Here is a 25763-nt window from a genome sequence, read left to right as displayed (position 1 = left end):
CATCCTTCCGCCATCACAGCGACGGGCGCATCCCGTCGCCGTACCACTGGCCCCGTGCCGTTTCATAGGCCATTGCCGCGCGGAATACATCGGCGTCGCTATAGGTGCGGCCGACGATCTGGATGCCTGTCGGCACGCCGTTTGTCGCTCGGCCAGAGGGCATGGAAATTACGGGGCAGCGGCTCAGCATGTTGAACGGCGTCGTCATCACCCAGCCGAGCGACGGGTTCACCGTCTTGCCGTTGATCTCCACCGTACCCGTGGTTTGGTCGAACTCGGCCGGTACCGCCGGCAGCGCATTGGTCGGGCACAGCAGCACGTCGTATTTTTCCATGAGCGGTCCGAGGCTCTGGTACATCCGGGCCGCGACCTCCAGCGTGCCGACGAAGTCGGTGGCCTTCGATTTCTGCCCGTCCATGGCGAACTGCCTGGCATAGCTCGTCATGTCGTCGCCATGCTCCTTAAGCAGGCCCGCCAGCGAGGCGCCGAAGATGTGTTCGAGATAGGCCATGCCGGATTTCAGCACCTCGTCGCCCCAGCCGAGATCGACCTCTTCCACCGTCGCCCCCAGCGAACGGAACACCTCGCAGGCTTCCAGCGTGTTCCTGCGCACGTCCGGATGGATTTCGAAGGAGCCGAGGTCCATGGAGAAGGCGATCTTCCAGCCCTTGATCGGCTTGTAATCGAGCGGCAGCCGAAGCTTCGGGCGCAAGGTGGCGATGTCGAGCGGGCTGGGGCCGGCCATCACGTTCTGCAGCAGGATCGCGTCGGTGACGGTGCGCGCCAGCGGCCCGGTGTGACAGTAGAAGTCGAGGTTGAAAGGCGGCTCATCGGGATTGCGGCCATAGGGCGGCTTGAAGCCGACGAGGCCGCATGCCGAGGCCGGGATGCGGATCGAGCCCGCGATATCCGACCCCGTCGCGATGGCCGAGGTACCTGCGGCAAGCGTCGCGGCCGAACCGCCTGAGGAGCCGCCCGGCGTGAAATCCGGGTTCCACGGATTGCGCGTGACGCCCCATCGCCGCGACCAGGTGTAGCCGGCGCAGCTGAATTCGGGCGTCGCCGTGCGCGCATGCACGATGCCGCCCGCCTTCAGGATACGCTCGTTGATCGTGGAGGTGTGATCGCTGACGGCGCCCTCGGTCAGCAGCGACCCGTGCGAGGTCGGCTTGCCCTTGATGTAGCTCTCGTCCTTGATGCCGATCGGCAGGCCTTCCAGCGCGCCGGTCCTGGCGCCCTTGGCGTATCGGGCCTCGGCCTTGCGGGCCAGTTCCATCGCCTCGTCGAAATAGGTGAAGGTGTGGCAATTGATCGTGGATTTGGTGGCCTCGGCTCGCCGGATGGTGGCTTGCATCAATTCCACCGGGGAAAGCTTCTTTGTCTTGAAGAGCCGCAGCGCCTGGTGGGCCGGCATGTAGCAAAGGTCGAGGTCGGACATGCGAAGTCTCCGGCGATCGGACGATCGCGATTGTGCTGATGATGAGAGCAACTGGCCGGGCGCGCCCGCCCGGCGCTGGCTGGCTATTTCTGGATGTCGGTCCAGATCTTGGTGTAGAGCTGCAGCACCGCCGGCGGACAGATCGGCATGACCTCGCCTTTGGCGAGGAACTCGGCCGGGATGTCGACTTCCGGCGCGCCCTTCATGTCGGCGGGCATGAACTTCTCCGAGCCCTTGATGCCGTTGGCGTAGCGGGCAAAGGCCGAGATCAGCGCCGCGTTTTCCGGATCCATGATGAAGTTCTGGAACAGCTTGGCGTTTTCGACATTCCTGGCGTCCTTCAGCACGGCGACATTGTCCATGAAGATCGGATAGCCTTCCTTCGGATAGCCGTAGACGATGTCCTTGTTCTGCATCCGCTGGCGCAGCGAGATGCCGTTCCAGTTGACGCCGGCCGCGATGTCGCCGCGCCCCAGTCCGTCGACGGCGGCGTAGTCGAGAGAAAGCCACTTCGCCTTGGCCTCGACCAGCTTGTCGCGCACCTTCTTCAGCAATTCCTTGTCTTCGGTGCAGAACTTGCCGCCGAAATAGGTGATGGCGAAATACAGGATGTCGCCCATCTCAGGCACGACATTGATCTTGCCGACAAGTTCGGGCGGCGGATCGAGGAAGATCGCCGAGGTGTTGATGTCCCCGGAATAGACGGATTTGTTGACCGACATGCCGGTGGTGCCCCACTGCCACGGCACGGTGTATTTGCGGCCCGGGTCGAACGGAACGTCGACCCAGCGCGGGTCGACATTCTTGAAGTTCTCCATCTGGTCGGGGCGCGTTTCGAGCAGCAGCCCTTCGCCGATCCAGATCGGTATCACGCTGGCCGACGGCACGACGATGTCGTAGCCGGACGCGCCCTGCCGCACCTTGGCGAGCGCGGTGTCGTTGGAATCGTAGTCGGTGACGGTGACCTTGATGTCGTACTGCTTCTCGAACTTCTTGATCAGCTCGGGGCTGGTGTAGTTGCCCCAGTTGTAGATGTTGAGCACGCCTTCGGCGCGCGCCGCGCCCGTCGCGACAGCAAGCGACAGGCCAAGGACCGCGGCTGCCAGTTTCAGCTTCATGCCTTTTCTCCCTTTTGGGGTCCCGCCGTTCGCTGGCAGGCCCGTTTTCGCCGATGACAGGCCGAATGGCCGCCAGGGCGGTTCTCCGTCTCGTGTTCCCGGGATGCGGTCATTCACCGGCTGGTGCCGGCTGGCCGATCTTGTTCCCGATGTGGAGATTATTATTACTAACTATTTAGTCAATAAGTTTTTGGCGCGCATGTGGAGCTCGGTTCGATCCCGGATTGTTGGCGTTCCGGAATGGCAACTGTGTTGAAGTACGGCGATTTGAGGACGTCGCGCTTGTCGAGATACCCCCACCCCTAACCCCTCCCCTCAAGGGGGAGGGGAATTGGCAGGGGCTTGTGCTTGGCTAAATCGTCGACGGTTTCGCATGACGCCACATAGTCCCCCTCCCCCTTGAGGGGAGGGGTTAGGGGTGGGGGTATTCTTATCGCGGCTTCGAAATTCGAAAAGCCAAGCAACCGCGTTACTTCGAGCAGCGGTCCGGACTCGGCGCGCTATGGCGCGATGCGGCTGGTGTGGTTCGATGAGTATGACCTAGCGTTTCGGAGCAATCCTCGCAGGAGGCAGGGTTGCCGCCACCATCGGTCCGGAATGCGCTTGTGGCGCGATCGGAAAGCAGTTTAGATCGCGGCGTGTTCTGGAGGGTTTTCAAATGGTTGGCATTTCCCGTCGCCGATTGCACCTCCTATGGCTTCTTCCGGCCGCCGGCCTGGCGTGGAGCTCCCCCGCTTTTGCCGGCGCCAAGGTGCTGACGAACGCCAGCATCCACACCGTCAATCCCAAGGCGCCCGCGGCAGAGGCGATGGCCATCGACGACGACGGCAAGATCATTGCCGTCGGGACTGAGAGGGATGTCCTGGCCGCCGCCGGCAAGGATGCGGAGATCATCGATCTCGGCGGCAGGATGGTGTTGCCCGGCTTTCAGGACGCGCATGTCCATCTCGTCGAAGCCGGCGTCAACGAGATCCTCTGCGAATTCGGGCCTTTCGAAGAACTCGACGACACGCTGGCGACCGCCGAGGAATGCGTGAAAAGCAGCAAGACCGACTGGGTGCTCGGTTCAGGCGTCTCGATGACCAACCTGCTCGACCAGAGCGACAACCCGATCGCTCTGCTCGACGAGATCTCGCCCGACCGGCCGGTGCTGATCCTCGACGATATCGGCCATGGCGCGTGGGCGAACTCGGCCGCCATGCATGCCGCCGGCTATGACGCGCTCGAGGGCAATCCGCCCGGCGGCATCATCCTGCGCAACAAGGAGACCGGCAAGCCGAATGGCGTGGTGCTGGAAAACGCGCAGCAGAAGCTGCGCAACCTGGCCTTTCCGGATACGCCCGAAAACGTCGAGTTCGCCTATGAGAGCATGCTGCCGACGCTGAAGACGATGGCCCAGAACGGCATCACCAGCGTCAGTGATGCGGGTGGCTTCTGGCCGCAGGGCCATGTCAAGGTCTGGCAGAAGGCGCTGGCCGAAAACACGCTGACGGTGCGGGCCTCGAGTGCGCTCTACGTCTACCCGGACATGCCCTTCGACGAGCAGGTCGCGGCGCTGACCAGGCAGTTCTCCAACGACGCCAGCAGCCTGCTGCGCTTCAACCAGGTCAAGATCTATGTCGACGGCATTCTGGAGCAGCGCACCGGCGCGGTGCTCGAACCCTACAAGCCGGGTGCCGGCATCGATCACGGCTTCGATAGGGGCTTTCTCTATTTCGACGTCGATACGCTGAACCGCTATTCCAAGGTTCTGTCGGAGAAGGGATTCCAGCTGCACTATCACGTCACCGGCGATCGCGGCGCGCGGCTTGCGCTGGATGCCATCGCGCAATCCGATGCCGCGCCGGGCCCGCATCGCCTGACGCATCTCTACCTCGTCGACAAGGCCGATCTCCCGCGCTTCAAACAGCTCGGCGTGGTCGCCGACTTCCAGCTGGCGCCGAGCTCCGTCGACGCGGACTATGTGCAGTTCATCCGCCAGTTCATCGGCGACAGGGCCGACACCATGCTGCCGGCGGGCACGCTGCAGGCCATGGGCGCTCAAGTGGTGATGAGCAGCGACTTCGATGCCGACGAGCTTTCGCCCCTGGTCAAGATCCAGACGGCCGTCACGCGCAGGAAGGACGGCGCGTCCGACGTCGCCACCGCGATCGAATGGATGACCATCAACCCGGCCCGGCTGCTGCATCAGGACAAGACGACCGGCTCGATCGAGGTTGGCAAGGTCGCGGACCTCGCGGTGATCGACCGCGACATCCTGAAGCTTCCGGCCAAGGCGATCGGCAACGCCAAGGTGGTCGCCACCCTGCTGCAGGGCAAACCCGTCTACGACCCTGAAAAGCTGTTCGAGGACTGACCGGGGGAGCGCAGCGCGTTTGCTTGTTTATTTTTTGTGCAAAAATAAATGCAAAGTCAGCATCCTGTTAGAACACTGACGGCGTGCGCCAATGATGTTCCTTGGCATGGAACCTTTGTAGAAGCGGTAATTTCAAGGTCCGGTGGCCTGCGGGCCTGAGGTTCGCATTGCGAGCGATCCAAAAGATTTTTGTGTGATGGGCTTGCCAGCTTTGTCAAGATCACTCTAGTTTATGCGCATAAATAGAGAGATCAAATGACAGTTTCCCAATTCCCCCTGATTGAAATCCGTGGAACCCCGCGCGAGAGGGGGCGCCAGTATGGGCAGGCCGCGTCGGAGCGGATCGCGCGCGGCGTCTCTCATTATCTCAAGCAATTTGCCGATTGCGGCCTCGATGGTCGTGGCATCCGCAGCCATGTCGAGAGCTACCTGCCGCGCATCCTCGCCTATGACGGCGACCTGGTCGAGGAGATGAAGGGTATCGCCGAGGGCGCCAGGATCGATTTCGATTCCATCGTTCTGCTCAATGCCCGCACCGAACTCCTGCACGAGGCGCTGGAAGTGCAGAAGCGGGCAAGCGAACGCGAGCAGAATTCGCCCGACGGATGCACGGGCGTCGTCGTGCTGCCTTCGGCATCGGCCGACGGGACGATCATCCACGCCACCAACTGGGACTGGAAGGCGGAATGCGCCGAAACCGCCGTCGTCCTCCAGATCAGGCGCGACGACGGCCCGGACGTGCTGATGTTCGCGGAAGCCGGCGCCCTGTCGCGCGCGGGGGTGAACGCCGCCGGCATCGCTATCACCGCCAACTACATCGAGTCCGACCGCGATTTCGAGAAGCCCGGTATTCCGCTCGCCCTTTTGCGGCGCAAGGCGCTGGAGTCCGAAAGCTATGCCGGCGCGATCGGGGTGATCGTATCGACCCAGAAGCTGACCTCGAACAACCTCATCCTCAGTCACCGCGACGGCGTCGCGATCGACTTCGAATGCGCGCCGTCGGAGACCTTCGCGGTCTACCCCGACAACGGGCTGATCGTGCATGCCAACCACTGGACGAGCACGGCCGCGCTATCGAAATACAAGGATGTCGGCATTCTCGGCACGCCCGACAGCCTCTACCGCGATCTGCGCGTGAAGGAGCATCTGAAGCCGAAGATCGGCAGCATCACGCGCCGGGACGTCGTCACCGCCCTGCGTGACGAGTTCGGTGCGCCGCTTGCGGTCTGCCGGGCGCCGCTGCGCAAGTCGACGCGCGGCGACCTGACCGCGACGGTTGCGACGCTGATGATCGACAGCAACGCCGGCACCATGGACATCACGCCGCTTCCGGCCCTCAACCGCCAGTCGACCACCTACGCCCTGTCCGCAGCGCCCAGCATGGCGGCGTAAACATGTTCCGCTATGCCGCCAACCGCCTGGGGATGACGCTGATCACCTTGCTGCTCGTCGCGGTGACGGTCTTCATCCTCATCCGGATCATTCCGGGCGATGCGGCGCAGCTGATGCTGGGCGAATCCGCCAATGCGCAGCAGCTCGAGATCCTTCGCCAGCGTTGGGGCCTCGACCAGCCCTGGCCGCTGCAATTCCTCTACTGGATCGGCGGCGTGCTGACGGGCGATCTCGGCGTCTCGACCCGGACCGGCCAGGCGGTGCTGCCGCTCATCCTCGATCGCTTTGCCGTAAGCTCGGTCATCGTGCTGGTGGCGGTGGCGCTGGCCGCACTCATCGCCATACCGGCGGGCATCGTCGCTGCCTGGAAACAGAACAGCGCAACCGACCTGACGGTCGTGTCGCTGGCGACGCTGCTGCTTTCGATTCCCAGCTTCTGGCTCGGCCTGCTCCTGCTCGTCGGCTTCGGCCTGAAGCTGAAATGGGTGCCGGTGCTCGGCTATGTCGGCTTCAGCGACGACTTCTTCAAAGCCGTCTCCTTCGTGATCCTGCCCGTGGCGACGCTGGCGCTGATCGAGGCCGGCGTGCTCATCCGCATGGCGCGGGCCAGCGCCATCGAGGTGCTGCGGCTCGAATACGTCACCCATGCGCGCGCCAAGGGCCTGTCCGAGCGGCAGGTGCTGCTGCGCCATGTCTTTCCCAATGCCTTCGCGCCGACGCTGACGCTGATCGGCCTCATGCTCGGCAATCTGCTCGGCGGCATTGCCGTGCTGGAGACGGTGTTCACCTTGCCGGGGCTCGGCCGGCTGCTGGTCGAGTCGATCTATGCGCGCGACTATCCCGTCGTCCAGGGCTGCCTGCTTCTGACCGCCGGCGTCTTCGTCCTCGTCAACCTGATCGTCGATCTGCTCTACCCGATCTTCGATCCACGCGTATCGGCGGTGTAGCGCGATGAGCCGTGGCGCAAACTTTATCCTTGGAGCGGCGATCTCCGCCCTGCTGGTGACGGCGGGCATCGTCGGAACCTTCTGGACGCCGTTCAACCCACTCCAGCTCGACATGGTCAACCGGCTGTCGCCGCCTTCCGCGGCGCATTGGCTGGGCGCCGACGAATTCGGCCGCGATATATTGAGCCGGCTTATGGCGGGTGCCAGCACCAGCCTCGGCATCGCCGCCGTTACGGTCGCGATCGCGGTCTCCATCGGCACAGTCGTCGGGCTTGTCGCCGGCAGCCTGCGCGGCCGGGTCGACCGGCTCATCATGGTGCTCACCGATGCGTTGCTTGCCTTTCCGGGCATCCTGCTTGCGCTGGCGCTGATCGTCATCACCGGCGCCGGGCGCAACGGCATCGTCATCGCGCTCTCGCTGGCCTACGCGCCCGGCGTGATCCGGGTGGTGCGCAGCGCGGTGCTGTCGGTGCGCGAGAAGGAATATATCGAAGCCTCGCGCGTCATCGGCAACTCCGAACTCTACACCATGGTGGCGCATATCCTGCCCAATTGCCTGGCGCCGATCTCGGTGTTCGCCACCTCGATGTTCGGCTGGGTCATCCTGGCTGAAAGCGCGCTGTCGTTCCTCGGGCTCGGCGTGCCGCCGCCGGCTCCGACCTGGGGCAACATGCTGGCCGCCAGCCAGCCCTATTTCGAGAACGCACTCTGGCTCAGCCTGGCGCCCGGCGCCTGCATCTCGCTGGCACTCCTGGGAACCAACCTTCTGGGCGATGCCCTGCGCGATCATCTCGACCCACGCATGGCGATGGCGTGACCATGACCGACAAACCGCTCCTCGACATCAAGGCCCTGCGCATCCGGGTGGGTGCGGTCGACATATTGAAAGGCGTCGACCTGACCCTGCGGCCGGGAAAGCTTGCAGCCCTTGTCGGCGAATCCGGCAGCGGCAAGACCATGCTGGCGCGCGCGATCCTGAAGCTGCTGCCGCCCGGCGTCCGCATCACCGGCGGCGACATCTCGCTCGCCGGGGAAGCCATCGTTCCGGCATCGGACCGCAAGATGCGCACCCTGCGCGGTCCCGTCGCCGGCATGGTGTTCCAGGAACCGATGGTTTCGCTCAACCCTGCCATGACCATCGGCGCGCAGCTCGCCGAAGCGCTGCGGCGGCACACCGACCTGTCCCGCGACGAGATCCGTACACGCGCCATCGAGATGCTGCGGCGGGTGCGCATCGCCGATCCGGAAGGCTGCCTGACCTCCTACCCGCATCAGTTTTCCGGCGGCATGCGCCAGCGCATCATGCTGGCTTCGGTGATGCTGCTGCGGCCGAAGCTCCTGATCGCCGACGAGCCGACGACGGCACTCGATACGCTGAGCCAGCGCGAAGTGCTCGATATCATGGTCGAGCTGGCACGCGATGCCGGCACGGCCGTCCTGCTCATCACCCACAATCTCGGCCTCGTCGCCCGCTACACCAGCGAAATGACGGTGCTGCGCAACGGCGTGCTGGTGGAGGCCGGTGCCACCGCCGATCTCATCGCAGGGGCGAAAGACCCCTACACGCGCGAACTAGTCGCTGCCGCGCGACGTGTGGAGAGCCTTGCAGAACCGGGCGACATGCAAGCCGGCGAACTGATCAGCGCCGACGATGTCGCCGTGCGTTATCGCGGCCGCTCGGACACGGCGGTCTCAGGCGTCAGCCTGGCCATCCGCCGTGGCGAAACCGTCGCGCTGGTCGGCGGCAGCGGCTCCGGCAAGACCAGCCTCGGTCGGGCCTTGATCGGCCTTGCTCCGCTGGAGAAGGGTTCGGTCTCGTTCCAGGGCGAGAGCCTGTCGGCTGAAACCAACCATATCGGCCGCACGATGCGGCTCGCCTGCCAGATGGTGTTCCAGGATCCGTATTCGTCCCTCGACCCGCGCCGGCGCATCGGCGCAATCATTGCCGAGCCGCTGCGCCATGCGGACGATATGAGCCGCGATCAGAAGCGCGAGCGCCTGGATGAGGTCATGCGCGACGTCGGCCTCGCCGGTTTCGACCTGCGCTACCCGCATGAGCTGTCCGGCGGGCAGAGGCAGCGTGTCGCCATTGCCCGTGCGATCGTGCGTCACCCGGCTTTCGTGGTGGCCGACGAGCCGGTCTCGGCGCTCGACATGACGATCCAGGCGCAGGTACTAGCCCTCATAGCCTCGCTGCAGAAGCGCTACGGCTTTGCCTGCCTGTTCATCAGCCACGATCTCTCCGCCGTGCGGCAGATCGCCCATCGCATCGTCGTCATGGACAACGGCAAGGTGGTCGAGGAGGGGCCTACCCGGCGCATCCTCGATGCGCCCGAACATGCCTACACCAGGAGCCTCATCGAGGCGGCGCCGGGCATCGACCTGAAGGCCGGGCCCGCGCCGTCTCGGCAACTAGAGCGCACCGACCAATAGAATTTCGCGGGAAACCTCGCGGAATGGGAACAAGAACAAGAACGTGGAGGTCAAGACGAAATGGCAGATTTCTCACCTGGATGGCTGGAATCCACCCGCCGATGGGCGGCCCCTTGCGCGGCTATCGCCGCCCTCACGCTTTCGGCAGCACCTGTCCATGCGCAGGCGCCGAGCATGATCACCGTCGGCATGACCGAGGACGTGCGCGGGGTCGATCCGGCGCGCGAGCGCGACGGCATGTCGGACCCAGTCCACATGCATGTCGTCGAAGGCCTTGTCGCTTATGGCGACAACCTCGAAGTTGGTCCCGTGCTGGCGCAGTCCTATGCCGTCGAAGACGACGGCAAGGCCTATGTCTTCAAGCTGCGCAAGGGTGTGAAGTTCCACAATGGCGAGCCCCTGACTTCCGCCGACGTCAAATGGTCCTGGGACTATCTGATGGCACCTGAATCCATCTGGCGCTGCAAGGCGGTCTTCGAAGGGGCCATCAAGGTCGCCTCCGTGGAAACGCCGGACCCGGAAACCATCGTCTACAAACTGGCAAAGCCGAACGGCAGCTTCATCTATAATCTGGCCCGGCCCGATTGCGCCGGCACGCCCGTCTTCCATTCTTCGTCGGTCGGCCCGGACGGCGCCTGGAAGACGGTCGTCGGTACCGGACCGTTCACCTTCGGCGAGCGTCGGATCGGCGACTTTGTCGAGGTCAACAAATTCGCCGGCTATGTCTCGCCGGAAGGCGAACCGAACGGCCGGCTGGGCCGCAAGGAAGCGCTGGTCGACAAACTGCGCTTTGCCGTGGTGACCGACCCGTCGGCGCGGCTTGTCGGCTTGCGCTCCGGCGCGCTCGACCTGACGCCGATCACCCCGCAGGCCGTCGAGCAGATCAAGGCGGAGCCGACGCTCGATGTCGTCTCGTCCGACACGACCGTCTGGTATGCGCTGCTGCTCAACAGCAAGGACCCGCTGCTGAAGGACAAGCGCATCCGCCAGGCGATCGCGCTCGCCATAGATCGCACCGCCGTCGCGCAGGGTGTCTCGTTCGGCCAATGGGCGGGAACGACGACGCCGATGCCGCGCGCCAGCAAATATTATACCCAGCCGGAAAACGAACAGCTCGGCGCGTCGCTCGACAAGGCAAAGGCGCTGCTGACCGAGGCAGGTTATGCCGGGCAGCCGATCACCATCATCGCCAACAAGCAGTTCGAGGGCATGTTCGATCAGGCGGTGATCGTGCAGAGCCTGCTTTTGATGGCCGGCATCCAGGCCAACATCGAAACGCTCGAATGGGGTCTCCAGCTTGAGCGCTACACCAACGGCAACTATCAGGCCCAGTCGTTCGGTTATTCGGGGCGGTTCGATCCGATGGGCGCTTGGGAACGCATCATCGGGCCGGAATCGCGCAAGGTCTGGAAGGACGAGGCGGCGATCGCCCTGCTCGACAAGGGCATGCAGGCCAGCGACCCGCAGGAGGTAAAGCGCATATCCGGCGAACTCTACCGGATGTTCATGGAAGAGGTGCCGGCGGTCAGCCTCTACCACGTCAACCTGGCGCTCGGCGTCAGCAAGAAGCTGAAAGGCGTGCATGCGTCCCCGCTCGAGACGCCGGCGCTCTGGAATGTTTCGAAACAATAGGATGTAGAGACAATCGGGTCCGTGCTGGCATTCGAGCGCGGGCCTGTCTACGAAGAGAGGGGGAGGGAATCGACATGGCCAAGTCGCGTGAATCGGCGGACCAGCTTGCCTTGCTCATCAAAGAGATCCGCAACGACATCATCTTCGGCGCCTATGCGCCGGGCACCTGGCTGAAGCTGACGGACCTGCAGGCCCACCATGGCGCCAGTGCGTTCCATATCCGGCGCGCGCTTGCCGAACTTTCCAACCTGAAGCTCGTCGATCACGCGGCCAATGCCGGCTTCCGGGTCGCGACGCCCGACGAGTCGACACGGCTCGAAACACGTTTCGTGCGCACCGTCCTGGAGCGCAGTGCCGCCCCCCTCATTGCCGCCAGAGCCACCAGCGAAGATGTGACCGAGCTGGCCCGGCTGGCCGAGGCTTTCGACCAGTCGATCCTGGCCGAAGGCCGGCGCGAGCAGGCGCTTGCCAACCACAATTTCCATTCCAAGCTTTACGCGACTGCCGGCAATCATGTCCTGTGCGACATGATCGACGAACTGCGCAACCGCAGCCAGCATTCGACGACCGGCCGATGGCGTTCGGTCGAAGGCCTGCGCGCCTCAAGCCTCGATCATTTCAGCATCGTCAAGGCGATCGAAATGCGCGATCCGATCGAACTCGACCGCATCATCGTGCGTCACATAGAGTCGTTCTGATCGCCAGCGAAACGGTTCTTTTTTGCGCAAATAAAGACCGTTTCAGGCCAAGAAATCCCAGCAGGCGCGCGAGAGCTCCGCGATGGCCCGGGCGGCTGCAACCCGCCCCGGCAGTCCGTCCGGCATGGTTTCGGGCACGTTGTCCGTCGTTGCGCTCAGAATATAGAGCGGGCGCTCGTCCCTGAAGACGATGCCGGAATCCATCCAGCCGCGCTGGCCCCATCCGGTCTTGTTCGCCACCGTGGTCATCGTCGGCAGCAGGCCGGGGATCATCTCGCGGTAGCGCTGCCATTTGAGGAACTGCAGCGCCATGGCGCACAGCTCCATACTGACGCCGAGCCGCCTGGCGGCCGCCTCATCGCTTGTGCCGCGAAGTATAAGGTCGAGAAGCAGGACCTGGTCGCCATTGGTGGTCGTCGTGACCTGGTCGAGCGCGTGTTCGGCGCTGAGGTTCGTCGGCGGGAACCGTGTGCGGTGTGTTGTGCCCTTCATGCCGATGTCCCTGCAATATCTGGTGAATTCCGGGATTTCGAACGGCCGCATCACCTCGAATGTGCAGATGTTGTCGCTGGTGATGATCATCTGCAGGATGGCGTCGCGGAACGGGATCACCAGGCCGGGAGTCATGTACTGGCAGACCCCCGACAGGATACCCTCCTGCAGTTCCTTGGTGATCGTCACGTCGGCAGCGAGATCGATCCGGCCCTCATGCACGGCCTTGAGCGCCGCCATCATGATCGAGATCTTGCGCACGCTCGCCGAAGGCAGTTCCAGCTCGTCTCCTTGACCGAACGTCTCGCCGGTCTCGACCACCTTGAGCTGCCAGTGAAGTTTGAAGCCGAGGCCCTCCGAAATGGAAGCGAGGCGCTCCAGATGCATGGTGATCTCCGTAACCGACACGAACGATTGGGTTGGACAGACCCTAGTCCAGGCGTAGGAGACAGTAAATATTTTTTGCGCAAAAAATTGGCTGAATCGGAGATTTGCCCGGGGGCTGGGATCTGGGGATCGCTGATTTCACCCAAGGCTCTTGCCGTATCGCTCCATGCTTGCCGGAAGCGGCGTCGTGCCGGCGCCGGGCTGCTGCGGGCGCTGGAAGACGCCGTTGACGACATTGGCCGGTTCCCGGAAGTGATCCTTGATCCAGGGGATGTATTCCAGGATCGTCGACGCAGGGTGCCAGTAGCTCAGATGCACGTGCACCTGGCTCATCTCGCCGGCGTGCGGAACGACGGGAAGCCGGTGCGCCAGCGCAAGGTCCGCCACCTGGATGTATTCGGTGATGCCGCCGAGACGCGTGACGTCGGGCTGGACATAGGCGACCGCGCCCGCATCGATGAAGCTGCGGAACGCGTCGACGGTATAGAGCTGCTCGCCGAGCGCGACCGGGATCGACGTGTTGCGGGCAAGCGTCGCATGGCCGGCGACATCGTCGTACCAGAGCGGCTCTTCGAACCAATAGAGGTCGAGATCGCGAGCGAGCGCGCAGAAACGCTGGCAGGTCGGCAGGTCCCATTTCCCGTTTCCGTCGATGGCCATGCGGACCTTCGGCCCGACGCGCTTGCGCACCGCCGTCAGCCGCTCGATGTCGATATTCGGATCGTCGTGGCCGACCTTGATCTTGATGCGGGTGAAGCCGTCTTCCTCCACCGCCTTTGCCGAACCATCCAGAAGCGTTGCCAGATCGAAGGAGAGCCAGCCGATGTCGGTGTTGTAGGCCTCCAGCGCGTCGGTACGGGCGCCGCCGAGTTGGCTCCACAGCGGAACGCCGGCCTTCTTTGCCTTCAGGTCCCAGAGCGCGACGTCGACTGCCGCCAGCGCCAGATGGGTGATCCCCGCTCGGCCGACCCATTGCAGGGCCGGATAGCGCGCGAGCTTCGTCCAGAGCCGCTGATGATCGCGGGCATCCTCGCCGATCAGCAGCGGCGCGTAACAATCGCTGATGCAGGAGGTGATCAGCCGGTCGGAGGCGAGATGCGCATGTGTCCCGGTGAAGCCGTATCCTTCCAGCCCGTCGGTCGTGACGATCTTCGCACCGACCACGCCCCAATGGGTGATGTTGTGCGTCGAGTCCGAAATGGAATCCGAAGTCAGGGGAAGATGGAGGATGAACGGTTGGACGGAAGCGATTTGCATGTCGTGGCCTCTAGAGGAATTCCAGGAAAAGCGCGTAGCGGTTTTCCGTCCGGAATTGCGTAAAAACAAAGAGTTAGAGCGTTTCCGCGAAACGGAAACGCTCCAGGTTTGTCAGTGCAGGAGCTGGGAGAGGAATTCGCGCGAGCGCTGGTGCTTGGGCGCGGCGAAGAACTCCTTCGGTGTCCCTTCCTCGACGATCCGGCCCTTGTCCATGAACACGACGCGGTCCGCGACCTGGCTGGCGAAGCCCATCTCATGGGTCACGCAGATCATCGTGATGCCTTCGGAGGCCAGCGACACCATCGTGTCCAGCACTTCCTTGACCATCTCAGGATCGAGCGCCGAGGTCGGTTCGTCGAACAGCATGATCTTGGGCTGCATGCAGAGCGCGCGGGCGATGGCGACGCGCTGCTGCTGACCGCCGGAAAGCTGGGACGGATATTTCTCAGCCTGGTCGGTGATGCGCACCTTGCGCAGCATCTCCATCGCCTTTTCCGAGGCCTCCTTCCTCGATGTCCCGAGCACGCGGGTCGGCGCGAGCGTGCAGTTCTCGATCACCTTCAGATGCGGAAAGAGGTTGAACTGCTGGAACACCATGCCGATGTCGCGACGCGGCGCGATCCGGCCATGGGATTTCTCGACAAGCGGCTTGCCGTCGATCTCCACCGAACCCTGCTGCAGCTCCTCGAGACCGTTGATGCAGCGGATCAGCGTCGACTTCCCGGATCCCGAAGGCCCGCAGATGACGATCTTCTCGCCCCTGGCGACGTCGAGACTGACATGGTCGAGCGCCTGGAAGGTGCCGAACATCTTCACCGCGTCCCGCATCCTCACGAAAGCGTTGCCGTTTCCGTCCATGAACTCCTCCTCCTTGTCTGGAGCGGCTTGTAACGCGAAAGACCGAGATCGGAAAATAAAAAATTTTTTATTTTTAATTTTTTTCTTGCGTCGGGACGAAAGCAGCCCGATGCTTGGGCCATGAGCATGATCAAGACGACCTTGGCCGAGCAGGCCTATCGGGAACTCCGTTCGCGCATCGTCAGCGGCAGGCTGGCGGGCGGCCAGCGGCTGTTGCCGAACGAGCTTGCGGCGGATCTGGGGATCAGCCCGACGCCGGTGAAGGAAGCCTGCCTGCGTCTGGAAGCCGACGGTCTCCTGGTGAATTCCGCGCGCCGCGGCATGGTTGTGCGCAGCTTGAACCAGGACGATGTCGACGAGCTCTATGCCGCACGCGTGCTGATCGAAAAGGGCGCCGTCGAGGCCGCTTTCGACGCGGGGCGCATCGACGGCGCCTTGCATGCCAGGCTTTCGGAAAGCCTGGCAAACCATCGGCGCCATGCGAGCGGCACATCGCTGGACGACCTGGCCTTGGCGCTGTCGCACGACCGGACCTTCCACAGCACGCTCGTCGGCGCGGCCCGCATCCCGATGATCTCCGACATGCATGCCCGCATCATCGGCCAGACGCATACGGTCTTCGTGTCCATTCCGGGCGACTACAGCCGCTCGGTCAAGGAACACCAGGACATCCTGGATGCGGTCGCCGCCGGCAGCAAAGAGCAGATCGTCGCTGCCTTGCTGCTGCATCTCGAGAGAAGCCGGCAGAACACGCTGCGTGAGGTGAAGGTCCTCGCGCAGGCGACGGAGCCGAGCCTGCTTTAGAGCTGAGGCCCTCTTTAGAAAGAACTGAGGAACAAGTGTGGGCTACCTAGATTTTTCCGGGACCTTCGCGCGCGGCGATCTCTTCGTCCATGGCGTGATGTTGACCCTGATGCTGTCGATCGCCGCGCTGGCGCTCGGCATGTGCGTCGGCATCGTCGGTGCGCTGATGCGCCTCTCCAACTCGAAAGTGCTGTCGTCGATCGCCGCGGCCTATGTGGAGCTCATCCGCAACACACCGTTCCTGGTGCAGATCTACATCGTCTATTTCGGCTTGCCGTCGGTCGGCATCCGCATTTCGGAAATGACGGCGGCCATTCTGTCCCTGACGCTCTATGCAGGCGCCTATATCACCGAAATCGTCCGCGCCGGCATCCAGACGATCGGCGAGGGCCAGAGGGAAGCGGCCCGCACGCTCGGCATGTCGCCTTACCTGACCTTCCGCTATGTCGTCCTGCTGCCGGCCATCTCCGCCATCTTTCCGGCGCTGACCAGCCAGTTCATCCTGATCATGCTGGCCTCCAGCGTGGTCTCGGTCATCTCCGTGCCGGAACTGACCGGCGTCGCCAACGATGTCCAGGGCCTGACGTTCCGAAGCCTCGAAGCCTATCTCGTGGTCGCCGTGATCTACCTCGCCTTGACCGCCGCGTTCAAAGGCGCCTTCGCGCTGATCGACCGCGCCCTGTTCTCCTTCCGTTACGCGGGGCGCTGACCATGTTCCAGACCTTCGGCATCAACCATGTGGGTTTCCTGCTGCAATGCGCGACCTGGACGGTGGTCCTGTCGGCCATCGCGCTTGTGGGCGGCGCGATCGGCGGCACGATCATCGCGCTGATGCGGCTCTCGCGCCTCGCATGGCTGCGCTGGATCGCGCAGGCCTATATCTACGTCATCCAGGGAACGCCGCTGCTGGTCACGCTTTTCATCGCCTATTTCGGCGTCACCAACCTGGGCTACGACCTTCCGGCGATCTATGCCGCCGGCATCGGCTTCACCCTCTACAGTAGCGCGTTCCTCGGCGAGATCTGGCGCGGATCGATCCAGTCGATCAGCAAGGGGCAATGGGAGGCCGCCTTCGCGCTGGCGCTCGGCTGGCGCCACACCATGCTGGATGTCATCGTTCCCCAGGCCCTGCGTGTCGCCATTCCGCCGACGGTCGGCTTCTCCGTCCAGGTCGTCAAGAACACGGCGCTGGCCTCGATCGTCGGCTTCGTGGAATTGACCAGGGCAGGCCAGATCGTCTCCAGCGCGACGTTCCAGCCGCTGCAGGTCTACCTGACGGTCGCGGCCATCTACTTCGTCATCTGTTCGACCCTGTCCTACGCCAGCCGCCGATTGGAGCGGCGGCTGCGCCAGACAGCGAACTGAAAAACCAGTCCATCACCAAAGGGAGGAAAGTGCCATGCTGTTGAAGAAGCTTGCCATCGGGCTCGCCGCCATGCTGGCGATCGTTTTGCCGGCCAAGGCCGAAAGCGCGCTCGATACCATCGTCCAGCGCGGAACCATCAATGTCGGCGTCGGCCTGGGAACGCCGCCCTATGGCCTGATGGATGCCAGCATGCAGCCGGACGGCTACGACGTATCCGTCGCGAAGCTGATCGCCCGCGATCTCGGCGTCAAGGCAAACATCGTCGACACCACGGCCGCCAACCGCATTCCGAACCTGACCTCTGGCAAGCTCGATATCGTGATCTATTCGTTCTCGATCACCGCCGAGCGCGCCAAGGCGATCGCCTTCACCAACACCTATTATGTCGACCAGCAGGTCTATGTCGGCCCGGCCGACCAGCCCATCACCAAGATCGAGGACCTGGCCGGCAAGAAGATCGGCGTCACGCGCGCCAGCACCAACGACATCGTCATGACGAAGAAGGCCGTCGAAGGCGTGCAGCTGCAGCGCTACGACGACGACGCCTCCACCTCGCAGGCGCTGTTTGCCGGACAGGTCGAGGGCATCGTCACCAGCGGCGCGCTCGCCCGTGCCGTCGAGGAACACAATTCCGCGCTCAAGAAGCAGTTCATCGTCGCCCAGGCGCCGATGGGCATCGGCCTGCGCCGCAACGATCCGGACCTGCTGCACTGGCTGAACACCGAGCTCTTCATGCTCCAGTCGACGGGCGAGCTGCAGGCCCTGCAGAAGAAGTGGATGGGCGTCGAGGTCGACCTGCCGCGCTTCTGAGTACAATCCGGGGCCGGGATCTCCCCGGCCCCCTCTCTGCCGCCACGGCTCATTGAAGGCTCCCCTATGAAGATCACGGACGTGAAAGTGCGCTGCTGCCAGCGCAAACCGGGCGATTTTGCCGCCAGCGCATTTCGAACCGGGGATTTCGCGAAGTTCGAATTCCTGACCGTCACCATGGTGACGGATACGGGGCTGGAGGCGACCGCTTTCGGTTTCGCCGGCCGCTCGGCGCCGGGCGCCGGCAGGCTGATCGCCGACACGCTGCGTCCCTTCTTCATCGGCCGCGATCCGCTCGACCGTGAAAAGGCCTGGCACGATTTCCGCGTCGCCGACCGCTGGTGGGGTCACCTGCCGATCTATGCCTATGGACCGTTCGACACCTGCCTGTGGCTGCTGTCCGCCGCCGCGGCCGGCCAGCCGCTCTACAAATATCTCGGCGCCTATCGCGAGAGCGTGCCGGTCTATGGCAGCTCGATGATCCTGTCCGATCCGCAGGACTATGTGAACGAGGCGCTGCGCGCCAAGGCCGAAGGCTTGCGGGCCTACAAGCTGCACACACCCGGCCTCGACCTCGATTACGACATCGACGTCCATCGCCAGGTCCGCGCCGCCGTCGGCCCGGATTTCACGCTGATGTCCGATCCGGTCTCGATGTTCAACCTCGAACAGTCGATCCGCTTCGGCCGCGAACTGGAACGCCTCGGCTTCTATTGGCTCGAGGAGCCGCTCTACGACGAGGATGTCCATTCGCTGCGCGAGCTCGCCCGCACGCTGGAAATCCCGCTCGTCGGCACCGAGGTGCTGGCCAAGCATCCCTACTCGATCGCCGAGTTCATCTCGACCCGCGTCGTCGACCGCGTCCGCGCGGACGTGTCCTGGACGGGCGGCGTCACCGGCGTCATGAAGACCGCGCGCCTTGCCGAAGCCTTCGGCGTCAACTGCGAGATCCACACCGCGATCTTTCACCCGATGGAGATCGTCAACCTGCATTGCGCCGCGGCGATCAAGAACTGCGACTTCTTCGAACTGCTCTACCCGATCGAAAACTTCGCCTTCGGCCTCAAGCAGCCGCTGCCGATCAAGGACGGCTACGCGACCCCGCCCTCCGGCCCCGGTCTCGGCGTCGAGATCGACTGGGACGTCATCGAAAACAGCACCATCGCCGAGGTCTGAACGCCATGATGAAAGCCGTCTGCCTCGACGAACCCGGCAGGATCTCGCTGATCGAACTGCCCGAGCCGACGCCCGGCCCCGGCGAAGTCGCCGTGCGCGTGGACTATGTGGGGTATTGCGGTTCCGACCTCACCTCGTTCCGCGGCCTGAACCCGCTGGTCTCCTATCCGCGCGTGCCGGGCCATGAAATCTCCGGCACGGTCGCCGCGCTCGGCGCCGGCGTCAGCGGGCTGGCGATCGGCCAGCCGGTGACCATCCTGCCCTATTTCAACTGCGGCACATGCCATGCCTGCCGGCTCGGCCGGCCCAACGCCTGCCGGAACAACCAGACCATGGGCGTGCAGCGCGAAGGCGCCATGACCTCGACCGTGGTCGTTCCTGTCGCCAAGGTCATCCCCGTCGACGGCATGCGCCAGCGCGACCTTGCATTGATCGAGCCGATCGCCGTCGGCTTCCACGCCGTGCGCCGCTCGGAGTTGCGGGCAGGGGAAACCGTCGTGGTCCTCGGCTGCGGCGTCATCGGTCTCGGCGCGCTGCTCGGCGCGGTGAGGAGGGATGCGCGCGTGATCGCCGTCGACCTCAGCGCCGACAAGCTCAAGGTCGCCAGCGCGCTCGGCGCCGCCGAAACCATCGATGCCTCCTCCGAGGATGTCGCGGCGCGCGTCCTCGAACTGACCCATGGCGACGGCGCCGAGGTCGTCATCGAGGCCGTCGGCGCCGACGTGACCTTTAGGCAGGCGATCGACCTCGTCGCTTCCTGCGGCCGGGTCGTCTATGTCGGCTACGCCAAGAATCCGATCGCCTACGACACCAAGCACTTCCTGCTCAAGGAAATGGACATCCGCGGGTCGCGCGGTTCCGAGATCGCCGACTTCAACGATGTCATCGCCTATCTGAAGCAGCATCCGGATGCCGGCGACCGCATCGTCTCGCGCGTCGTGCCGATCGAGGAGGCCGCCGCCGCCATGGAAGCCTGGGACAGGGATCCCGGCGGCTTCACCAAGATCGTCGTCAGGATCGAAGCGGGGAAAGACGCATGAGCCTCGAGGATGTCTTCGGCCTGAAAGGCGAACACGCGCTGGTGACCGGCGGCGGCAGCGGTCTCGGACTTGCGGTCGCGACCTGCTTCGTCCAGGCCGGCGCCAGGGTGACGATCGTCGGCACCAATGCCGAAAAGCTCGCCAAGGCCTGCGAGGCGCTCGGCCCTTCCGCCGGCAGCCACGTCTTCGACGTGACCGACACGGCGGCCGCGGAAGCATTCGCCTGGGACGTCGAACAGAAATCCGGCCGCGTTTCGATCCTCGTCAACAATGCCGGCAACACCGTCAAGAAGCCGCTCGCGGCGATGAGCGTCGAGGATTTCAACGCGGTCATGAGCGTCCATGTCGGCGGCGCCTTCGCCTTGTCGCGCGCCTTCCTGCCGCAGGTCTCGGCGGCGAAGGGCAGCATCCTCTTCACCGCCTCGATGAGCTCGTTCCTCGGCATTCCGAACGTGATCGGCTATTCAGCGGCGAAATCCGCCTATGTCGGCATGGTGCGGGCGCTGGCGACCGAACTTGCGCCATCCGGCGTGCGGGTCAACGGCGTGGCGCCCGGGTGGATCGACACCGCGCTTCTGCGCCAGGCGACCGCGGCCGATCCGGAACGGGCGCGCAAGATCAACAGCCGCATCCCCATGGGCCGTTTCGGCGAAGGCGCCGATATCGGCTGGGCCATGACCTATCTCGCCTCGCGCGCCGCGGCCTATGTGACCGGCCACATCATTGTGGTCGACGGTGGCGCACTGCACGGCTTCTGACACCGGGGAGGAAACAGGATGACCGACCCGCGTCTGCTCCTGCTCTCGGAAAAGGACAATGTCCTGGTCGTCTGCCGGCGCATCGAGGCCGGCGAGACTGTCCTTGTCGGCGGCCATGCGCAGGTTCTCGAAAAGACCGTCGCGCTCGGCCACAAGCTGGCGCGGCGTCCGATCGTCGCCGGCGAAAAGATCGTCAAATATGGCGCTCCGATCGGCTCGGCGACACGGGCGATCACGCCCGGCGAGCATGTCCATGTCCACAACCTGAAGAGCGACTACACCAAGACGCATGTGATCGCGGAGGCCGGATCATGACAGGCGCATCCATTCTCGGCTACCTCCGGCCAGACGGCCGCAAGGGCATCCGCAACATCGTGGTCGTCGCCTATCTCGTGGAGTGTGCCCACCATGTCGGGCGCGAGATCGTCAGCCATTTCCGCGGCAGAGACGTTCACCTGATCGGCTTTCCGGGCTGCTTTCCCAATCCCTACGCCCAGAAGATGATGGACCGGCTCTGCACGCACCCCAACGTCGGCGCGGTGCTGCTGCTGTCGCTCGGCTGCGAGAGCTTCAACAAGTTCTCCCTGTCCCGCACCGTCGCGGCGAGCGGCCGACCGGTGGCGACGCTGACGATCCAGGACAATGGCGGGACGCTGTCGACGATCACCGACGGCATCGAATGGGTCGACCGGTGTCTCGAGGGGCTGGACCGCGTCCCGCGCGTGCCGATGGATCCGGGCGAGCTGATCGTCGGCACGATCTGCGGCGGCTCGGACGGCACCAGCGGCATCACGGGAAACCCGGCCGCCGGCCTCGCCTTCGACCGGCTGGTCGAAGCGGGGGCGGCTTGCATCTTCGAGGAGACCGGCGAGCTGATCGGCTGCGAGGAGATCATGGCGGACCGCGCCGTGACGCCGGAACTCGGTGATGAGCTGCGCGCCTCCGTGGCGAAGGCCGCCCGCTATTACGCCACGCTCGGATATGGCAGCTTTGCGCCCGGCAATGCCGATGGCGGGCTGTCGACGATCGAGGAGAAATCGCTGGGCGCCTATGCGAAGTCGGGCTCCTCGCCGATTTCCGGCCTCATCAAGCCCGGCGACATCCCGCCGAAGGGCGGGCTCTACCTCATGGACGTTGTGCCCGACGGCGACGTGCGTTTCGGTTTCCCGAACATCTCCGACAATGCCGAGATCGTCGAACTGATCGCGTCGGGCTGTCACCTGACGCTTTTCGTCACCGGCCGCGGCTCCGTCTCCGGCTCGGCGATCGCACCGGTGATCAAGATCTGCGCCAATCCGGAGACCTATCGCCGGCTCCCCGACGACATGGATGTCGATGCCGGACGGATCCTCGACGGTGCCGCGACGCTGCCGGAAGTCGGCGACGAGATCTTCGACCTGGTCGTCGCCGTGGCGAATGGCCAGGCCACCAAGTCCGAACAGCTCGGACACCGAGAATTCATCCTGACCTACAAGACCTTCGAACCGATCGGCCCCTCCTGCCTGCCGGCTTGAGGCATCAGCCGAGCCTGCAAAGACGGCACGCATGGAAGCGTTCCTTGGACCGCTGTCTTGGTCGGCGTTCCGGAATGGATCCCCGACACTCTCCGGTCGCTTCGCTCCCTCACGAGGTCGAGGATGACGGGCTGTATTGGCGGCAGGCGCTCATTGTCACCGGTGGCACCTGACATTGCCTCTCATCAGGATCTGCCGACGTCAACATCGTCACCAAAGTCTAGAGTATCGCCAAACATCGAAAATTAGCCGAGGCGCTTCTCCTCTCGTCATCCTCGACCTCGTGAGCGACCGTAGGGAGCGAAGAGTGTCGGGGATCCATTCCGGAACGTTGGATCGGTTGGCGCGGCATTGTCGCGCGGGCGACGAAGCCTCGCAGGCAAATCGGTGACGGGCGGTTCACTCAGCCGCCTTCAGCCTCCTGCCAGTGTGGATAGGTGACATAGGCGGTGATCGCGCCGTCCTCATGCGCGCGGATGGTGACCCGATCGCCCTTCGGCATATGCACGATCTCGCCCGGACCGGCAGTGACCGTGCCGGCTTCGCTCGACACCGAAAGCTGTCCCTTCAGCACCACCATGACATCGTCGACGGCAAGCGTGATGTCGATGCTGACGTCGGGCCCGTAGCGTCCGTAGCCGATGGTGATCGGCGCACCGTGGCGCTGGTCGACCAGATTGCCGGTGAAGACCTCTCCGTCCAGTCCGGGCACATGCTCGAACGTTGCGTCGGACACGGAAAATTTGCGAACAGTCATACGCGGCTCCTTTGCGCTGGTGGCGTCGGTCAACGCCGCAAGCGTCCGTCTGGTTCAAATCAGCGCCCCCAAAGTTCTCTGTCCAGGGTCCGGCCGGGTGTAGGGTGGGCTATAGGGTATAGGGCGGCATCGAGACGGACGCGTGCTCTCGCAGCCCCGAAACCGCAAGATCGGTCGAGCGTGTCATCCCGCCAGGCGGCTATCTGGAGCCGCCACGGAGAAAGACGATGAAGACGGCGCTTCAGAATTACCATGCCCGCATGCAGCGTGTGCTCGACCATATCGACCGCCATCTCGACGGTGATCTGGATCTCGACGCGCTGAGCCGGGTCGCCGCCTTCTCGAAATTTCACTTCCACCGGCAGTTCACGGCGACCTTCGAGTTGTCCGTGCATCGTTATGTCCAGCTTGCCCGCATGAAGCGTGCTTCACACCGGCTGGCCGATCCGAACGCCCAGAGCGTCACGGAGATAGCGATGGATGCCGGCTATGATGCACCGGATGCCTTCGCCCGCGCCTTTCGGCAACGGCTGGGGCAATCGCCTTCGTCGTTCCGGAAGTCTCCCGACTGGGAACCGTGGCTTGTGGCCTTCGGGCCTCTCGAGACTGCGAGGAGCAAGCTGATGAAGATCATCTTTACGGAAGACGACGTGACGATCCGCGATGTGCCGCCGACGCCGGTGGCGGTGCTGGAACATCGGGGCGACCGGGCCATGCTCGGCACCACCACCCAGCGTTTCAGGGCCTGGCGCAAGGACGCCGGCCTGTCGCCCGAGACGACCTCCACCTTCATGGTGTTTCGTTCCGAGCGCTGCCCCGCCAATCCGGCCGATTACAGCATGGACCTGTGTATCGAGACGGACCGGCCGGTCGCAGTGGACGACGAACTGATGAAGGCCGGCGTGATCCCGGGCGGTCGCTGCGCGGTGTTGCGCTATCCCGGCAACACCAACAATCTCGAACCCGCAGCAACCTACCTCTACCGCGAATGGCTTCCGGCCAGCGGCGAGGAAGCGCGTGACTTCCCGGTCTACTGCCAGCGCCGGCTTGCCCCCATCCCGGAAGTGCCGGCGCATGAGATCGTCGTGGAGCTGTTCCTGCCGCTGAAGTAGCGGGGCGTTACGAAGCCTGCTGCTCGATGCGCCGCCGCCTTATGGCGTCGGCCAGGAACAGGCGCGCAAGCGAATGATAGAGCGGCTCCGGCGAGATCAGGCGGGCGGTGCCGTAGCCGAGCATCGATGCGGCCATCAGCGGGATGACGTTGTCGTGGTTGCCCGTCATTTCCAGGATGATGACGAAGGCCGTCATCGGCGCCTGCACGACGCCGGCGAAATAACCGGCCATGCCGAGGATCGCCGCCAGGCCGACATCGGCGCCGAAGATCTGCCCGAGCGTGGAGCCCAGCCCCGCACCCACCGAAAGCGACGGCGCGAACAGGCCGCCGGGAATGCCGGAAATCGTCGAGGCAAGGCTGACCAGGAATTTCGCGATGAAGAAGAAAGGCGGCAGCGCATGCCCCTCGATGGCGCCTCTCGCCTCAGCGTACCCCGTGCCGAATGTCGCGCCTGACGAAAGCACGCCGATGACCGCGACGACGAGGCCCGCGCATCCCGCCACGATCAGGGTCCGGCTCAGCGGAAAGTCCGTACGCCAGCGGCGGATACGGCGGGTGATCTTCAGCGTCGCGGAGGAGAACAGCGCGCCGGCCGCGCCGCCGATGATGCCGCAGGCGATCACCAGCGGCCAGTCGCCCGGGAAGGCGGCATAGGCCTGGCTGACCCCGAAATAGGTGTAGGTGCCGACCAGCGCGAGCGAAGCGAGCCCGGCCAGGATGACGGCCGACAGCACGACGCCATTGGTGCGCGCCTGGTAGGAGCGTCCCATCTCCTCGATGGCAAAGACGATGCCGGCCAGAGGCGTGTTGAAGGCGGCCGCGATGCCCGCCGCCGAACCGGCCAGGATCAGGCCACGCGCCTGCGCCATGCCGCCCCAGCGCGCCGCCTGCATCATGATCGAGGCGCCGACCTGAACTGTCGGCCCCTCGCGGCCGATGGAGGCGCCGCAGAGCAGCCCGATGATGGTCAGCGTGATCTTGGCCCAGACCATGCGCAGCGAAAGAAACCGGCCGCGTTCCTCGTCGTCGCGCAGATGGCGTGCGGCGATCGCCTGCGGAATGCCACTGCCCTGCGAGCCGGGGAAGAAACGGAACGCCAGCCAGGCGCACAGCATGAAGCCGAGCGGCGTCAGCGCCAGGGGAATGTAGCTGCGCCAGCCGCCACCGCCGACCACGCCGGAGAAGAGCGTCTGCGCCTCATCGGCCAGCCAGGCGAAGCCGGCGCTGATGATGCCGATGGCGAAGGCGCCGGCCCAGAACACCAGGCGCGGCTTCCAGAGCCGCGGCGAGGTGACCATGGCGCGGGATCGCCGCACCATGCCGATGCTGGATAGCCGCCTCTTGCGCATCACATGGCTTCTCCCGCAGGTTGACCCTGGGCATGGACGCGATTGCCCGGTAGTGCAAGGCATTCTT

At 64.3% G+C, this 25763-nt stretch carries 24 protein-coding genes; 17 read left to right on the top strand and 7 right to left on the bottom strand.

What is annotated here, in order from left to right:
* Positions 1–13: 13 nt before the first annotated feature.
* Both ACFWXH_RS30705 and ACFWXH_RS30700 read right to left on the bottom strand, forming a co-directional pair.
* Positions 14–1438: an amidase gene (locus ACFWXH_RS30705; protein WP_379125216.1), complete on the bottom strand. Its 1425-nt coding sequence runs from the start codon at positions 1436–1438 to the stop codon at positions 14–16.
* An 83-nt stretch (positions 1439–1521) separates the two neighbouring features.
* Positions 1522–2556 (bottom strand): extracellular solute-binding protein, encoded by a 1035-nt coding sequence (locus ACFWXH_RS30700; RefSeq protein ID WP_379125215.1) that lies wholly within the window; start codon positions 2554–2556, stop codon positions 1522–1524.
* Positions 2557–3214: 658 nt separating this feature from the next.
* On the opposite strand from ACFWXH_RS30700, the gene ACFWXH_RS30695 reads away from it, so the two are divergent.
* The 7 genes from ACFWXH_RS30695 (at position 3215) to ACFWXH_RS30665 (ending at position 12014) form a co-directional block, all read left to right on the top strand.
* Positions 3215–4912, top strand: coding sequence for an amidohydrolase (locus ACFWXH_RS30695; protein WP_379125214.1), 1698 nt, complete (start codon positions 3215–3217; stop codon positions 4910–4912).
* A gap of 255 nt (positions 4913–5167) precedes the next feature.
* Positions 5168–6304, top strand: a complete 1137-nt coding sequence (locus ACFWXH_RS30690; RefSeq protein WP_379125213.1) for a C45 family autoproteolytic acyltransferase/hydolase — start codon at positions 5168–5170, stop codon at positions 6302–6304.
* Between the two features lie 2 nt (positions 6305–6306).
* The gene (locus ACFWXH_RS30685; RefSeq protein ID WP_054312159.1) at positions 6307–7251 is read left to right on the top strand and encodes an ABC transporter permease; all 945 of its coding nucleotides are present in this window, start codon (positions 6307–6309) and stop codon (positions 7249–7251) included.
* Positions 7252–7255: 4 nt separating this feature from the next.
* Positions 7256–8068, top strand: a complete 813-nt coding sequence (locus ACFWXH_RS30680; protein WP_379125212.1) for an ABC transporter permease — start codon at positions 7256–7258, stop codon at positions 8066–8068.
* 2 nt (positions 8069–8070) lie between these two features.
* Positions 8071–9684: a dipeptide ABC transporter ATP-binding protein gene (locus tag ACFWXH_RS30675; RefSeq protein WP_379125211.1), complete on the top strand. Its 1614-nt coding sequence runs from the start codon at positions 8071–8073 to the stop codon at positions 9682–9684.
* Between the two features lie 60 nt (positions 9685–9744).
* Entirely contained in the window at positions 9745–11316 is a 1572-nt protein-coding gene (locus tag ACFWXH_RS30670; protein ID WP_379125210.1) for an ABC transporter substrate-binding protein, read from the top strand.
* A gap of 74 nt (positions 11317–11390) precedes the next feature.
* Positions 11391–12014, top strand: coding sequence for a GntR family transcriptional regulator (locus ACFWXH_RS30665; RefSeq protein WP_379125209.1), 624 nt, complete (start codon positions 11391–11393; stop codon positions 12012–12014).
* 42 nt (positions 12015–12056) lie between these two features.
* Here the strand turns inward: ACFWXH_RS30665 and ACFWXH_RS30660 are convergent, their stop codons facing one another.
* The 3 genes from ACFWXH_RS30660 to ACFWXH_RS30650 form a co-directional block, all read right to left on the bottom strand.
* Positions 12057–12893, bottom strand: a complete 837-nt coding sequence (locus ACFWXH_RS30660) for a serine hydrolase (protein WP_379125208.1) — start codon at positions 12891–12893, stop codon at positions 12057–12059.
* 138 nt (positions 12894–13031) lie between these two features.
* Positions 13032–14150 (bottom strand): mandelate racemase/muconate lactonizing enzyme family protein, encoded by a 1119-nt coding sequence (locus ACFWXH_RS30655; RefSeq protein ID WP_379125207.1) that lies wholly within the window; start codon positions 14148–14150, stop codon positions 13032–13034.
* Between the two features lie 111 nt (positions 14151–14261).
* Positions 14262–15008 (bottom strand): amino acid ABC transporter ATP-binding protein, encoded by a 747-nt coding sequence (locus ACFWXH_RS30650; protein ID WP_379125206.1) that lies wholly within the window; start codon positions 15006–15008, stop codon positions 14262–14264.
* Between the two features lie 120 nt (positions 15009–15128).
* On the opposite strand from ACFWXH_RS30650, the gene ACFWXH_RS30645 reads away from it, so the two are divergent.
* From ACFWXH_RS30645 to ACFWXH_RS30605, 9 genes are all read left to right on the top strand, one after another.
* The gene (locus ACFWXH_RS30645) at positions 15129–15812 is read left to right on the top strand and encodes a GntR family transcriptional regulator (RefSeq protein WP_379125205.1); all 684 of its coding nucleotides are present in this window, start codon (positions 15129–15131) and stop codon (positions 15810–15812) included.
* A gap of 37 nt (positions 15813–15849) precedes the next feature.
* Positions 15850–16521 (top strand): amino acid ABC transporter permease, encoded by a 672-nt coding sequence (locus ACFWXH_RS30640; RefSeq protein ID WP_379125204.1) that lies wholly within the window; start codon positions 15850–15852, stop codon positions 16519–16521.
* Between the two features lie 2 nt (positions 16522–16523).
* Positions 16524–17177: an amino acid ABC transporter permease gene (locus ACFWXH_RS30635; RefSeq protein WP_379125203.1), complete on the top strand. Its 654-nt coding sequence runs from the start codon at positions 16524–16526 to the stop codon at positions 17175–17177.
* A 34-nt stretch (positions 17178–17211) separates the two neighbouring features.
* Positions 17212–17988, top strand: a complete 777-nt coding sequence (locus ACFWXH_RS30630) for a transporter substrate-binding domain-containing protein (protein ID WP_379125202.1) — start codon at positions 17212–17214, stop codon at positions 17986–17988.
* 66 nt (positions 17989–18054) lie between these two features.
* Entirely contained in the window at positions 18055–19164 is a 1110-nt protein-coding gene (locus ACFWXH_RS30625; protein ID WP_379125201.1) for an enolase C-terminal domain-like protein, read from the top strand.
* 5 nt (positions 19165–19169) lie between these two features.
* The gene (locus ACFWXH_RS30620; protein WP_379125200.1) at positions 19170–20204 is read left to right on the top strand and encodes a zinc-binding alcohol dehydrogenase family protein; all 1035 of its coding nucleotides are present in this window, start codon (positions 19170–19172) and stop codon (positions 20202–20204) included.
* Positions 20201–20962, top strand: coding sequence for an SDR family NAD(P)-dependent oxidoreductase (locus tag ACFWXH_RS30615; RefSeq protein WP_379125199.1), 762 nt, complete (start codon positions 20201–20203; stop codon positions 20960–20962). Before ACFWXH_RS30620 ends, ACFWXH_RS30615 begins: the two co-directional genes overlap by 4 nt.
* 18 nt (positions 20963–20980) lie before the next feature.
* The gene (locus ACFWXH_RS30610; protein ID WP_379125198.1) at positions 20981–21277 is read left to right on the top strand and encodes a UxaA family hydrolase; all 297 of its coding nucleotides are present in this window, start codon (positions 20981–20983) and stop codon (positions 21275–21277) included.
* On the top strand, positions 21274–22476 hold the full coding sequence (locus ACFWXH_RS30605) for a UxaA family hydrolase (RefSeq protein ID WP_379125197.1): 1203 nt from the start codon (positions 21274–21276) through the stop codon (positions 22474–22476). The genes ACFWXH_RS30610 and ACFWXH_RS30605 overlap by 4 nt, the downstream gene beginning before the upstream one ends.
* A gap of 403 nt (positions 22477–22879) precedes the next feature.
* Here the strand turns inward: ACFWXH_RS30605 and ACFWXH_RS30600 are convergent, their stop codons facing one another.
* Positions 22880–23233 (bottom strand): ethanolamine utilization protein, encoded by a 354-nt coding sequence (locus ACFWXH_RS30600; RefSeq protein ID WP_379125196.1) that lies wholly within the window; start codon positions 23231–23233, stop codon positions 22880–22882.
* A gap of 227 nt (positions 23234–23460) precedes the next feature.
* On the opposite strand from ACFWXH_RS30600, the gene ACFWXH_RS30595 reads away from it, so the two are divergent.
* Positions 23461–24345, top strand: a complete 885-nt coding sequence (locus tag ACFWXH_RS30595; RefSeq protein WP_379125195.1) for a GyrI-like domain-containing protein — start codon at positions 23461–23463, stop codon at positions 24343–24345.
* 7 nt (positions 24346–24352) lie between these two features.
* On the opposite strand, the gene ACFWXH_RS30590 is transcribed toward ACFWXH_RS30595, so the two are convergent.
* Positions 24353–25696 (bottom strand): chloride channel protein, encoded by a 1344-nt coding sequence (locus tag ACFWXH_RS30590; protein ID WP_379125246.1) that lies wholly within the window; start codon positions 25694–25696, stop codon positions 24353–24355.
* Positions 25697–25763 lie beyond the last annotated feature (67 nt).

It is taken from the genome of Mesorhizobium sp. NPDC059054, assembly GCF_042739215.1.
Classification (GTDB): domain Bacteria; phylum Pseudomonadota; class Alphaproteobacteria; order Rhizobiales; family Rhizobiaceae; genus Mesorhizobium.
The sequence above is the reverse complement of the archived record's forward strand: the minus strand, read 5'-3'. Positions and strand labels throughout refer to the sequence as shown.

Bases quoted from the DNA above. Each gene is read 5' to 3' on its own strand.
- ACFWXH_RS30605 (WP_379125197.1), top strand. From the start codon at position 21,274: ATGACAGGCGCATCCATTCTCGGCTACCTCCGGCCAGACGGCCGCAAG.
- ACFWXH_RS30660 (WP_379125208.1), bottom strand. From the start codon at position 12,893: ATGCATCTGGAGCGCCTCGCTTCCATTTCGGAGGGCCTCGGCTTCAAA.
- ACFWXH_RS30690 (WP_379125213.1), top strand. From the start codon at position 5,168: ATGACAGTTTCCCAATTCCCCCTGATTGAAATCCGTGGAACCCCGCGC.
- ACFWXH_RS30685 (WP_054312159.1), top strand. From the start codon at position 6,307: ATGTTCCGCTATGCCGCCAACCGCCTGGGGATGACGCTGATCACCTTG.
- ACFWXH_RS30610 (WP_379125198.1), top strand. From the start codon at position 20,981: ATGACCGACCCGCGTCTGCTCCTGCTCTCGGAAAAGGACAATGTCCTG.
- ACFWXH_RS30665 (WP_379125209.1), top strand. From the start codon at position 11,391: ATGGCCAAGTCGCGTGAATCGGCGGACCAGCTTGCCTTGCTCATCAAA.
- ACFWXH_RS30670 (WP_379125210.1), top strand. From the start codon at position 9,745: ATGGCAGATTTCTCACCTGGATGGCTGGAATCCACCCGCCGATGGGCG.
- ACFWXH_RS30630 (WP_379125202.1), top strand. From the start codon at position 17,212: ATGCTGTTGAAGAAGCTTGCCATCGGGCTCGCCGCCATGCTGGCGATC.
- ACFWXH_RS30695 (WP_379125214.1), top strand. From the start codon at position 3,215: ATGGTTGGCATTTCCCGTCGCCGATTGCACCTCCTATGGCTTCTTCCG.
- ACFWXH_RS30635 (WP_379125203.1), top strand. From the start codon at position 16,524: ATGTTCCAGACCTTCGGCATCAACCATGTGGGTTTCCTGCTGCAATGC.
- ACFWXH_RS30645 (WP_379125205.1), top strand. From the start codon at position 15,129: ATGAGCATGATCAAGACGACCTTGGCCGAGCAGGCCTATCGGGAACTC.
- ACFWXH_RS30680 (WP_379125212.1), top strand. From the start codon at position 7,256: ATGAGCCGTGGCGCAAACTTTATCCTTGGAGCGGCGATCTCCGCCCTG.
- ACFWXH_RS30615 (WP_379125199.1), top strand. From the start codon at position 20,201: ATGAGCCTCGAGGATGTCTTCGGCCTGAAAGGCGAACACGCGCTGGTG.
- ACFWXH_RS30625 (WP_379125201.1), top strand. From the start codon at position 18,055: ATGAAGATCACGGACGTGAAAGTGCGCTGCTGCCAGCGCAAACCGGGC.
- ACFWXH_RS30595 (WP_379125195.1), top strand. From the start codon at position 23,461: ATGAAGACGGCGCTTCAGAATTACCATGCCCGCATGCAGCGTGTGCTC.
- ACFWXH_RS30600 (WP_379125196.1), bottom strand. From the start codon at position 23,233: ATGACTGTTCGCAAATTTTCCGTGTCCGACGCAACGTTCGAGCATGTG.
- ACFWXH_RS30700 (WP_379125215.1), bottom strand. From the start codon at position 2,556: ATGAAGCTGAAACTGGCAGCCGCGGTCCTTGGCCTGTCGCTTGCTGTC.
- ACFWXH_RS30620 (WP_379125200.1), top strand. From the start codon at position 19,170: ATGATGAAAGCCGTCTGCCTCGACGAACCCGGCAGGATCTCGCTGATC.
- ACFWXH_RS30590 (WP_379125246.1), bottom strand. From the start codon at position 25,696: ATGCGCAAGAGGCGGCTATCCAGCATCGGCATGGTGCGGCGATCCCGC.
- ACFWXH_RS30705 (WP_379125216.1), bottom strand. From the start codon at position 1,438: ATGTCCGACCTCGACCTTTGCTACATGCCGGCCCACCAGGCGCTGCGG.
- ACFWXH_RS30675 (WP_379125211.1), top strand. From the start codon at position 8,071: ATGACCGACAAACCGCTCCTCGACATCAAGGCCCTGCGCATCCGGGTG.
- ACFWXH_RS30655 (WP_379125207.1), bottom strand. From the start codon at position 14,150: ATGCAAATCGCTTCCGTCCAACCGTTCATCCTCCATCTTCCCCTGACT.
- ACFWXH_RS30650 (WP_379125206.1), bottom strand. From the start codon at position 15,008: ATGGACGGAAACGGCAACGCTTTCGTGAGGATGCGGGACGCGGTGAAG.